This is a genomic window from uncultured Streptococcus sp., assembly GCF_938036805.1.
Taxonomy (GTDB): Bacteria; Bacillota; Bacilli; order Lactobacillales; family Streptococcaceae; genus Streptococcus.
Window position 1 is genome coordinate 1 of the sequence record NZ_CALHWC010000026.1, and the last position, 9,957, is coordinate 9,957.

Below are 9,957 nucleotides of genomic sequence, written 5' to 3' on the forward strand. Positions count from 1 at the left end.
GCATGCTCACGACCGCCTGAACCAACAACTAAAAGCTTCATAGCTAAGATACCTCTATGTTCATATCATAGGTGCTTACGCACCAAGCTAACACATCACGTAAAAATCATTGTATTTTTACGAATTATTTATCTAAATTATACCATAATCGTTCGTTTTGTTCTATGATAAGCAAGAAAAGAAGAGAAATAATCTACTTTTGTTAGGAATATCATCTCTGAAAAATAGAATTTACCTATATTCTTTTTGGTATTTTGACTATTTCTTCCCTTTTATTTCAAACATTAAAGATTTCATAAAACTAAAATAAATTAGAAACTCAAGTTCCAATATCTTTTAAAATTTTTCTTTTTTTATATTTTTTCCCGAATAATCTAAATGGAATCATCCAAATTACTTATTCAAAGGAGATTTATGAAAAAATATCAGAAGCTGTTTTTATTATCCGGAGCTGTCCTTGGGCTGTTTGCCAGTCATTCCACGGCTCAGGCTGTTGCATCGACTGAAGCTGGAAACAAAGTCCTAGGCCCCACTGATCGCGCCAGCAATGTGACCGTCAATGTCACTGGAGATACGGCACAGATTCATTATGCCCGCTCCAAGGCTCAGGTTCCCTATACCATTTCCCACGCAGTCTGGTCCGACGAAAATGGGCAGGATGATTTGAAATGGTACACTACGCCTCAGACACCCAGCACAGCCATTGACCTTCGGAAGCACGCTGGCTACGGCACCTTCCATGTGCACACTTACATTAATATCAACGGGAAAATGATTGGCTTGAATGGCACTACCTTCACTGTTAATAAACCTGCTAGCAAGACAAGCGTCACAACATCTGGACAAATCGGCCGAATCAATTTTACGCGAAATAAAGACCAAGGGAACTCAAAAATTGTCCATGCAGTTTGGTCTGATGAAAATGGTGGCGATGACCTTAATTGGTATGAAGCTGGGCAAGAGAGTACTGAATTTAACTTTTCTAAGCACAAAGGTTATGGAAAATATTTCGTAGATACTTATGAAAATAAAAATGGCAAAATGATTTACCAATCAGGTACCACTTTCCATCTCGAAAAGCCTAATCCGACCATTCAGACAATCTTCCCTGAACCTGGCATTATGGAAATCCTTATCAAAAATCTTCCTGACACCATGTACAAGGTCACTGTGCCAACTTGGTCTGAAAACAAAGGTCAGGATGATTTGCAATGGTACGAGGCAAGTAAAAATTCTGATGGCAGTTACAGAGTAAGAGTAGAACTGAAGAAACACAATTACGATACAGGAACCTACCATATCCATCTCTACGGTGAAAGCTATGTCAAGCCTGAATTTACAGGATTAGCAGGAACAACTGCTACGATAGATGTCGGAAAGCTGCCTTCCCCAGAAGAGCAAAAACCGCTTTTCTCTGTTGAAAATATCAATCCTGAGCAGGGAACCTATACTGTAAAAATCAGTGAGACTTCAACATCTAAGCCAATTCAGTCCGTTCGCGTTCCCATCTGGAGCACCCATAATCAAAGCAATATCAAATGGTATGAGGCAAGTAATAATGGAGATGGGACCTTTACTGCACAATTTAATATTCGCAACCACCAAGCCTTATCTGGCAATTATATCAATCATATCTACGTCAAATATAAAGATGGCAGCGAACATAGCTATGCGACAGACAGCGTCACTCTCTCTGCTGAAAATATCAAAGCCAGGGTTTCTGTCAATAAAATATCTGCCTACAATTACGAAGTGACCGTGGCAGATGCTTTCGGGCCAGGAACGATTTCTCTACCAACTTGGTCAGAGGTCAATGGCCAGGATGACATCAAATGGTACACTGCTAACAAAGTGGGCGATGGCTTGTATAAATTTACCATCAATACGCAACAGCATGCTGGAAATGGACTCTTCCATACCCATGTTTACCGTAATCTCAATGGTCAGATGACTGGACTTACAGGCACCAGCTATCAGGTTCAAAAACCAACTACGCCTGAGCCAACCCTCTACACCCCTGATTATGCGGGAGCCTCCTCTTATCCTCATGGTCAGTGTACTTGGGGAGCAAAAGTATTGGCTCCTTGGGCTGGTCCTTACTGGGGCAACGGTGGCCAATGGGCAGCTAGCGCACGCGCAGCTGGTTTCCGAACAGGAAGCACACCACAAGTCGGAGCCATCATCTGCTGGACCGATGGTGGTTATGGGCATGTCGGTGTTGTCACCCATGTCGAATCCAACACCCGCATCCAAATCAAAGAATCCAACTATGCAGGCAAACAGTACATTGGCAATTTCCGTGGCTGGTTCAATCCTTACGCCGCCGGTCAAGGAGCTGTTAGCTATATCTATCCAAAATAAATCTACTAAAAAAACCTTGGTTTTATCCCAAGGTTTTTCTCTGTTCAAATCGAAGTCACTTTCTTACTTCGCTAGTTTCTTTTCCAAATACGCGACAATATCTGCGACATTTTCAAAGCGATCAACATCCTCATCTGAAATTTCAATCGCAAACTCATCCTCCAAGGTCAGGATGAATTCCATTAAGTCAACAGAATCAGCGCCTAAATCATCTTTTAAGCCCAAAGTTGGCTGGACAACAAAGTCCTTTCCTTGACGTTCTTGGATAATTTCTGTTACTTTTTGAAAAATTTGTTCTTGATTCATTCTGTCTCCACCTCTTTTGAAAATTCCACCACAGATTTTCCGACAACATCTGTCTCCAGCATGGTTCGGATCTGACGAATGGTGCTATATACGGCCTTAGCATCACTTGAACCGTGTGTCTTGACCACTGGCGCCTTAAGACCAAAGAGAACGGCCCCACCGGCACTGGAATAGTCCAGACTCTTGCGCATTTCCTGTAGGCTGTCTTTGAGCAACAAAGCTCCTAGCTTAGCCTTGAGACCACCACCTAGCACAGCCTTTTTGAGCTGACCTAGGATGCTAATAGCCGTTCCTTCGATAGACTTGAGTACGGCATTTCCCGTAAAGCCATCTGCTACGACAACATCTGCCACTCCATCCATAAGATCACGTGCCTCCACATTGCCGATGAAGTTCAGCTTGTCATCCGCCGCCAGCAAGGCATAGGTTTCCTTACGCAGAGGATCTCCCTTGCTGGCTTCAGTGCCATTATTGAGCAAACCAACCCGTGGCCGCTTAATGCCACGAACATTTTCCGCATAAAAAGAACCTAGAATAGCATATTGGTGCAGATGGTGAGGGGTATTTTCAGCATTTGCCCCCAGATCCAGCATATCAAAACCTCGGCCATCTCCCGTCGGTAAAGTGGACAAGAGTCCTGGTCGGTCAATATTTTTGATCCGTCCCACGATAAAGAAACCCGCCGCCAAAAGCGCCCCTGTGTTACCAGCAGACAGGACTGCATCTGCTTCTCCATCTTTGACTGCCTTGGCTGCCAGAACCATGCTGGCCTGCTTCTTCTTACGAATAGCTTTGGTCGGCTCATCATCCGAGTCAATCTTTTCATCCGTATGAACGATGCTGACGCGCTCTGTCGCTGTCAACAGAGGTTTAATCTTGGCCTCATCCCCATAGAGAACAATCTCAATATCCGAGAAGTCTCTCAGAGCCTGATTGGCACCTTCGACTAAAGCCTGAGGGGCATTGTCTCCTCCCATGGCATCAATAGCTATTTTTTTCATGCTGTTCTTCCTCATGTTTGTCTTGTAAAATACTGCCCCAGTCGCCCAGAGAGTCGATAAATTTCTTTGATTTGAGATGAATGCCTACGTATTCATCATAGAGTTGATCCATAAAATCCCTGATCTGTCGCTTGATTTCCGGCTTGAGCGAAATTGTCTCCAGCTCACTAAACTGAACCGCCTGAAACTGATTGAGTAAAAAAGGAATATTGGGATTAAGATGACTGCGATGAGCATCCTTGTGATAATGCTCTGGACAGAGCACCCCGCCATATTGAAAGGAAAAATCAAAAGGCAAACCTGTCCGATGACAAAAAACACAGTCATGGAAATTCAGAGAAACGCCAAAGCGAGATAAAATCTGAATTTCAAAGATATTTGTCAAAACCTCATAATCCAGCCCTTGATTCATCAAATCCAGTGTCTTTTGCAGGAAGGCAAAGAGGGCTGGATCTGGCTGATTGTCCTGAATACTAGCATCTGCTAGGGCTGCCACATAGCTAGCATAGGCCATGACAAAGAGATCGCCCTTGATTTGCCCGTAACTTTCCACAGCTTGATAATCTTCGATATAGCTGAGCCCGTCATCATTGATTTTCATCAAGAGTTCTGCCGCAGTTAGAGGCTGGATGACTGGTGCCAGCTTGGATTTTCCCGCATGTTTCACGAAAAACATTCGCTTGCCAGCCTGTTCCGTAAAGATCTTGACCAGCTTATCATCTTCCCGGAAATTTCGATTATAGAGAATCAAACTCTTGCTCGTTAACGGTCTAAGCATGGTCTTCCATGTACTCCTTGAGCCGTTTCAGAGCTTCCTTGATGGTTTCCATGCTAGCTGCATAAGACAGGCGGATATAGCCTTCTCCGTACTGGCCAAAGGCCGCTCCTGGGATAAAGGCCACAGCCTTCTTCTCAGCAAAATCCCGCAAAAAAGCAAAAGAATCTTGATTGTAGCCTGCTGGAATTTTGGCAAAAATATAGAAAGCGCCATCTGGCTTGATAATCTGATAGCCCAGCTCTGTCATCTTTTCGATAATGTAATCCCGCCGCTGGATGTATTCCGTCTTCATGGGTTGGGCATCATCCTTACCAGCCGTCAAGGCCTCAATAGCTGCATATTGAGCCATAGTGTTGGCTGCCGTCACCAGATACTGATGGCTCTTGATCAATTGAGCCGTAAAAGCAGCAGGAGCAAAGATAAAGCCTAGTCGCCAGCCCGTCATAGCATGAGACTTGGACAAGCCATTGATCACGATGGTCTGCTCAGGCAAATATTCCGCCAGAGAAACGTGTCCTTGCTCCGTATAAGTCAACTCAGAGTATACCTCATCACAAACGACAAATAATTCATACTTACTCAATACTGCTGCCAAAGCCTCAATCTGCGCCCGCGAATAGGTCACGCCAGTCGGATTGGCCGGATAGTTGAGAATAACCGCCTTGAGCTTGTCACCCTGCTCCAAGATAGCCTGCTCTAGCATTTCAGGAGTCAAGACAAAGTCATTTTCTGTAGTATCAATCTCGACAATCTCTGCCCCGACCAAATTGACAATCGGCTCATAACCTGGATAAGCCGGCGCTGGCAGCAAGACCTTGTCGCCCTCCTCCAGAATAGCCGTCAGAGTCGCAGACAGGGCCTCAGTTGCCCCAATAGTGACTAAGACTTCATCTTCTGGACGATAGTTCAGATTGTACTTCTCCTTGACAAAATCAGTAGCAGCCTGCCGCAGCTCCAAAAGCCCGCTCATCCCTGTATAGTGGCTCTGATTGGCATCAATAGCTGCCTTGGCCGCCTCCTTGATATGATCCGGTGTCGGAAAGTCTGGCTCGCCCAAGGTCAGCCGCAAAACACCTGGAATCGTAGAAATAGACTGGTCAAACTGACGAATCAGAGACACTTCAATTTTATCTAAATTCTTATTAAACTTCTTAGTCAAATCCATAGTCGCCTCCGATAATCTAATAGAACTATTATACTATAAATGCAGTACTACAGCAAAATTTTATTACAAATAGGAATAAGAAAGAGATTTAGCAAGTTGCTAAATCTCTAATACTCCACAATCCTTATATATTATGTCTTTCAAAAAGGGGTGAAAGTGGACGTTTTTCATGGATTCGAACGATGGCTTCTGCCAAGAGATGAGCGATAGAAATCTGCTCAATCTTATCGATTAATCTGTCCTCTGAAAGGTATATAGTATCTAAAACCACTAGTTTTTTGATAGCGGATTTCTGGATATTTTCCATAGCTGGTCCTGACAAGACTGGGTGAGTACAGCTCGCATAGACTTCCACAGCACCGGACGCTGCCAAAGCATCTGCCGCATGACAAATAGTCCCCGCCGTATCAATCATATCATCTATCAGAATACAGGTCTTACCTTCCACCTTACCAATGATATTCATGACTTCACTGGTATTCATCTTGTCAACGCTGCGACGTTTGTCGATAATTGCAATTGAAGTCTTGAGAAATTCTGCCAACTTACGAGCGCGGCTGACACCACCGTGGTCTGGACTGACTACCACATAATCGCTACCCACCATGCCCCGACGCTCAAAATAATCAGCAATCAAAGGCGCTCCCATCAAATGGTCGACAGGAATGTCAAAGAAACCTTGGATCTGAGCAGCATGCAAATCAATGGTCAATAGGCGATCTACCCCAGCAATCTCCATTAGATTAGCCACTAATTTAGATGTAATTGGCTCACGAGCACGAGCTTTTCGGTCCTGTCTAGCATAGCCATAGTAAGGCATCACTACATTGATAGACTCCGCACTAGCCCGCTTCAAGGCATCCACCATGATCAAAATCTCCATTAGATTGTCATTGACAGGTGAGCTAGTCGACTGCAAGATAAAAACGTGCTTACCACGGATCGATTCTTCGATGTTTACTTGAATTTCCCCGTCAGAAAATTGACGAACCGTTGATTTTCCAAGCGGCATCCCAATCTCCTTTGCAACACGCTGCGCTAATTCTTGATTAGAAGAAAGAGCAAAGAGCTTTAAATCAGAAAAAGACATGATTCCCTCCAGATTCTAAATCGTCTTTTATTGTAACCAATTACATTTTTCCTACCTACCATTGTAACGCTTTTCCAGCAATTTTTCAATAAAAAATAAAAGAGAGGGTGGGACAGAAATCGGTAATTCATTAGAATTCGATTTTGTCGTCCCACCTCCGCACAGTTGAGTAGGCTGTAAAAGCTGATGAAATCAGCCTAGTAGAGCCCACTCAACCACTGCGTCTTGCTCGACAATCCAAAGAAAAAATGAGGCTAGGACTTTTGTCCCAGCCTCATTCATATTTCATTAGTTTGGATAGATATATGTTACATATCCTTGTGCATTTGTTGGGTCAAACCATCCACGGTGATTACCGATTGATTGGTTACCAGCATAGTTTGCTTCTGATACTTGAATGTTGTTAGCAGATTGAACTGCTGTTACAACTGCAACGTGTCCGTAGCCACCGTCGTTCCAACATGCGATCGCTCCAACTTGTGGTTGTGAACCAGTACGGAAGCCTGCTGCTGCTGCACTAGCTGCCCATTGGCCACCATTACCCCAGTAGTCGCCAGCCCATGGTGCCAAAGTCTTAGCACCCCAGGTACATTGACCTACAGGATAAGTTGATGCTGAAAGGCTATATGATGGAGTTGCAACAACTCCTGATGTAGCAACCGCTGCTTCTGCTACAGGAGTCCCACCTGTATTATTTACAGCTTGAACTTGTGCTGCGAAGCTTGTATTTCCTGAAGCAAGGATAGCTTGTTGTTGCGCTTGTTGCTGGTTCTTATATGCTGCTTCTGCCGCTGCTGCCTCAGCTGCCGCTTTTTCAGCTGCTGCTTTTTGCTCTAAGAGGCTATTTTTCTCATTTTCAGCAGTTGCTTTTTCAGCTGCAAGGTTCAGTTGAGCAACCTTGAGTTCAGACTGCTTAGTTGTCAACGTTTGAGCATCGTCTGCAAGTTTTTGTTGGTTTGCAATGACTGTATTGATAGCTTCATTGTTAGCAACTTGTTTTTCAGCAATCTTTTCTTTATCTTCTTTTTGTTGTTCCAGCATTTTGTTGTTAGCCGAAACGATTTCGCTCATCGCTGCTACACGAGAGATAGCTTCAGTGATTGAAGCAGAGTTAATGATTGTGTTGATATAGCTTGTTGCTGTGCCACTTGTTTGAGTACTACGCGCTTGATTTGCAAGAGACTCATTACGAGCAACAATATTCTTTGATAACTCTTCAATTTCAGCAGTAAGTTTCGCAGATTCAGTATTCAATTTTTCATTTTCTGCTTGAAGCACTTCTTGTTGCTTTTGAATAGCTGAAACTTGTTTTTGAATTTCATCAACTTGTGCTTGTGCCGCATTTTGTTGATTTGTTAAACTGTCAATTTTACTATTTTGAGCTGCAATTTTATCATCTGTACTCTCAGCTTTAACATTTACTAGCGCAGCACCTTGAGAAAGGATCACCGCACTCAATAAAACTGATGTAAGTAGCTTTTTCTTCATAAAAATATTAACACTCCTTCTTATTAAGACATTATATAGTATATCAAAAAAATTCTGGCTATATATTACGCATTCGTTACATTTCTATTTCTAATTCATCATAAATAGACTTTTTCAAACAAAGGCTGTAACAATAGGAAAAGAAAGGCATTAAATACTAAAGTTGGCACCAAAGCATAGATAATAAAATCAGGGAAAGTCAAGCTTGCTAGGTGCAAGAATGATGCAGAAGCAAAGCTAATCATTTCAAAAAAGAAGACAATCGTAATGATTGCTAAAACGCGTGTCCAACGATTTAGCAAAAATACAGACAGAAAATGATAGATGACAACTGTCAGTAGAGGCAAGATAAAAGTAAAAAGCCCAATCACATGTAGATAATAAATATCGTAAAAAAGCCCTAAAGTAAAGAAGAGGAAAAAAATATATTCCTTTGAAAAGTTTAAAAATAAGAAAACAGTAAAGAACAATAAAATATGACTTGCCGGATGCCACTTCTCAGCAAAAAGATCTACAAGACTTCTTGATAATTGACCATCAATGAAGAAGATCAGAAATAGAAACAAAGCTGTAAAAAAAGTTCCTCTTAGAATTTTCATACTAATTTCTCACCAACAGAACCGCTTGAATATCAGATAAATCAGCAGCGGGCTTCACCAAAACTTCTTTGTTTAATTGGTCCTTACCAGCTGATATTGATAAAACCTGACCAACCAAGACATTCTCAGCATTATAAGAGCCGAGACCACTTGTCGTTACAGTTGCTCCTTCTTCAATTCCATCCAGCGTATTTAGCTGGCTGACGATAAAAGCTGACTTTTCAGTGTCAAAACCAACAATGATGCCATAGGCAAAGCCAGTCTTTGTCTGAATTTTAATGGCAATAGAACTATCATTCTTTTCATTTGTAAGCAGACTAACAATACTTGAAGAGTCGGACACACTACTAACAGCTCCAATTAAACCACCATTAGAAATAGCTAACATGGAGGTTGTCACATCGCTTGACTGTCCCTTATCAAGAGTTAATTCATTCTTCCAAGTAGATGGAGAGCGAGAGATAACTTCCGCAGCAATCTTGACAACACTTTGATCATTATTACGTAACTCTAAGAGAGAACGCAACTGCTCATTTTCCAATTTCAGTGCATCAGAAACATTTGCTTTCTCTTCAAGATTGTAAATCGTTCCCTTTAGCGTCTCATTTTCTTGGTAGGTATCTATTAAATGAACAACTTCTTTCTTTTCCTTAACAAAATAGTTAAAAGGAATAGCAACTACCCGATCAACACTGGACAAAAAATCATCAGTCACAGAAACAATCCATGGTGAAAGAGGGGAAAGCATCAAGCTTATCATAACAATCCCCAATAGCAAAATAGAAATCAAAAATTTAGACATCTTTAATTTATTCATTCCAATCTCCGCACCCAAAACCAATAAAACCCTAAAAAATGCTTATATGAATCCAGAACAGACTATAGCAATTCAACCAACCAAGTTCAAATAAACAATAAGAGACAATTCTACAAAATAAAAACATTATAAAACAAGAAAAGGAGATAGCAAATGCTAAACTCCCTTATTTACGGAGAATGGGGGATTCGAACCCCCGCGCCAGTTACCCGACCTAACGATTTAGCAAACCGTCCTCTTCAGCCTCTTGAGTAATTCTCCAATATACTTAATGGGCACGAGTGGACTCGAACCACCGACCTCACGCTTATCAGGCGTGCGCTCTAACCACCTGAGCTACGCGCCCAAGTTA

The 9,957-nt window shown here is 42.3% G+C and carries 9 protein-coding genes and 2 tRNA genes; 1 reads left to right on the top strand and 10 read right to left on the bottom strand.

Annotated features, from left to right (window positions below):
* Positions 1-414 precede the first annotated feature (414 nt).
* Complete coding sequence (locus Q0191_RS01090; protein ID WP_297663038.1) at positions 415-2,361, top strand: GBS Bsp-like repeat-containing protein; 1,947 nt, start codon at positions 415-417, stop codon at positions 2,359-2,361.
* A gap of 63 nt (positions 2,362-2,424) precedes the next feature.
* On the opposite strand, the gene Q0191_RS01095 is transcribed toward Q0191_RS01090, so the two are convergent.
* The 10 genes from Q0191_RS01095 to Q0191_RS01140 form a co-directional block, all read right to left on the bottom strand.
* Positions 2,425-2,667 carry an acyl carrier protein gene (locus Q0191_RS01095; protein WP_005591354.1) on the bottom strand — a complete coding sequence of 81 codons (243 nt, stop codon included), beginning with the start codon at positions 2,665-2,667 and terminating at the stop codon, positions 2,425-2,427.
* Complete coding sequence (gene plsX, locus Q0191_RS01100) at positions 2,664-3,668, bottom strand: phosphate acyltransferase PlsX (protein ID WP_297663042.1); 1,005 nt, start codon at positions 3,666-3,668, stop codon at positions 2,664-2,666. The genes Q0191_RS01095 and plsX overlap by 4 nt, the downstream gene beginning before the upstream one ends.
* Positions 3,649-4,446 carry a DNA repair protein RecO gene (recO, locus tag Q0191_RS01105; RefSeq protein WP_297663044.1) on the bottom strand — a complete coding sequence of 266 codons (798 nt, stop codon included), beginning with the start codon at positions 4,444-4,446 and terminating at the stop codon, positions 3,649-3,651. Before recO ends, plsX begins: the two co-directional genes overlap by 20 nt.
* Positions 4,439-5,611, bottom strand: coding sequence for a pyridoxal phosphate-dependent aminotransferase (locus Q0191_RS01110; protein WP_297663046.1), 1,173 nt, complete (start codon positions 5,609-5,611; stop codon positions 4,439-4,441). Before Q0191_RS01110 ends, recO begins: the two co-directional genes overlap by 8 nt.
* A gap of 124 nt (positions 5,612-5,735) precedes the next feature.
* Complete coding sequence (locus Q0191_RS01115; protein ID WP_061909808.1) at positions 5,736-6,701, bottom strand: ribose-phosphate diphosphokinase; 966 nt, start codon at positions 6,699-6,701, stop codon at positions 5,736-5,738.
* A gap of 288 nt (positions 6,702-6,989) precedes the next feature.
* Positions 6,990-8,189: a peptidoglycan hydrolase PcsB gene (gene pcsB / locus Q0191_RS01120; protein ID WP_297663048.1), complete on the bottom strand. Its 1,200-nt coding sequence runs from the start codon at positions 8,187-8,189 to the stop codon at positions 6,990-6,992.
* Between the two features lie 98 nt (positions 8,190-8,287).
* Positions 8,288-8,788, bottom strand: a complete 501-nt coding sequence (gene mreD / locus Q0191_RS01125; protein WP_297663050.1) for a rod shape-determining protein MreD — start codon at positions 8,786-8,788, stop codon at positions 8,288-8,290.
* Position 8,789: 1 nt separating this feature from the next.
* Entirely contained in the window at positions 8,790-9,605 is an 816-nt protein-coding gene (gene mreC, locus Q0191_RS01130; protein ID WP_297663052.1) for a rod shape-determining protein MreC, read from the bottom strand.
* A gap of 173 nt (positions 9,606-9,778) precedes the next feature.
* A tRNA-Ser gene (locus Q0191_RS01135) sits at positions 9,779-9,866 on the bottom strand.
* Positions 9,867-9,877: 11 nt separating this feature from the next.
* Positions 9,878-9,951: transfer RNA gene (locus Q0191_RS01140), tRNA-Ile, on the bottom strand.
* Positions 9,952-9,957 lie beyond the last annotated feature (6 nt).

What these genes read in the sequence shown, in the direction of transcription:
- Q0191_RS01090 (WP_297663038.1), top strand. Translation starts at nt 415, where the DNA reads ATGAAAAAATATCAGAAGCTGTTTTTATTATCCGGAGCTGTCCTTGGG.
- Q0191_RS01095 (WP_005591354.1), bottom strand. Translation starts at nt 2,667, where the DNA reads ATGAATCAAGAACAAATTTTTCAAAAAGTAACAGAAATTATCCAAGAA.
- plsX (WP_297663042.1), bottom strand. Translation starts at nt 3,668, where the DNA reads ATGAAAAAAATAGCTATTGATGCCATGGGAGGAGACAATGCCCCTCAG.
- recO (WP_297663044.1), bottom strand. Translation starts at nt 4,446, where the DNA reads ATGCTTAGACCGTTAACGAGCAAGAGTTTGATTCTCTATAATCGAAAT.
- Q0191_RS01110 (WP_297663046.1), bottom strand. Translation starts at nt 5,611, where the DNA reads ATGGATTTGACTAAGAAGTTTAATAAGAATTTAGATAAAATTGAAGTG.
- Q0191_RS01115 (WP_061909808.1), bottom strand. Translation starts at nt 6,701, where the DNA reads ATGTCTTTTTCTGATTTAAAGCTCTTTGCTCTTTCTTCTAATCAAGAA.
- pcsB (WP_297663048.1), bottom strand. Translation starts at nt 8,189, where the DNA reads ATGAAGAAAAAGCTACTTACATCAGTTTTATTGAGTGCGGTGATCCTT.
- mreD (WP_297663050.1), bottom strand. Translation starts at nt 8,788, where the DNA reads ATGAAAATTCTAAGAGGAACTTTTTTTACAGCTTTGTTTCTATTTCTG.
- mreC (WP_297663052.1), bottom strand. Translation starts at nt 9,605, where the DNA reads ATGAATAAATTAAAGATGTCTAAATTTTTGATTTCTATTTTGCTATTG.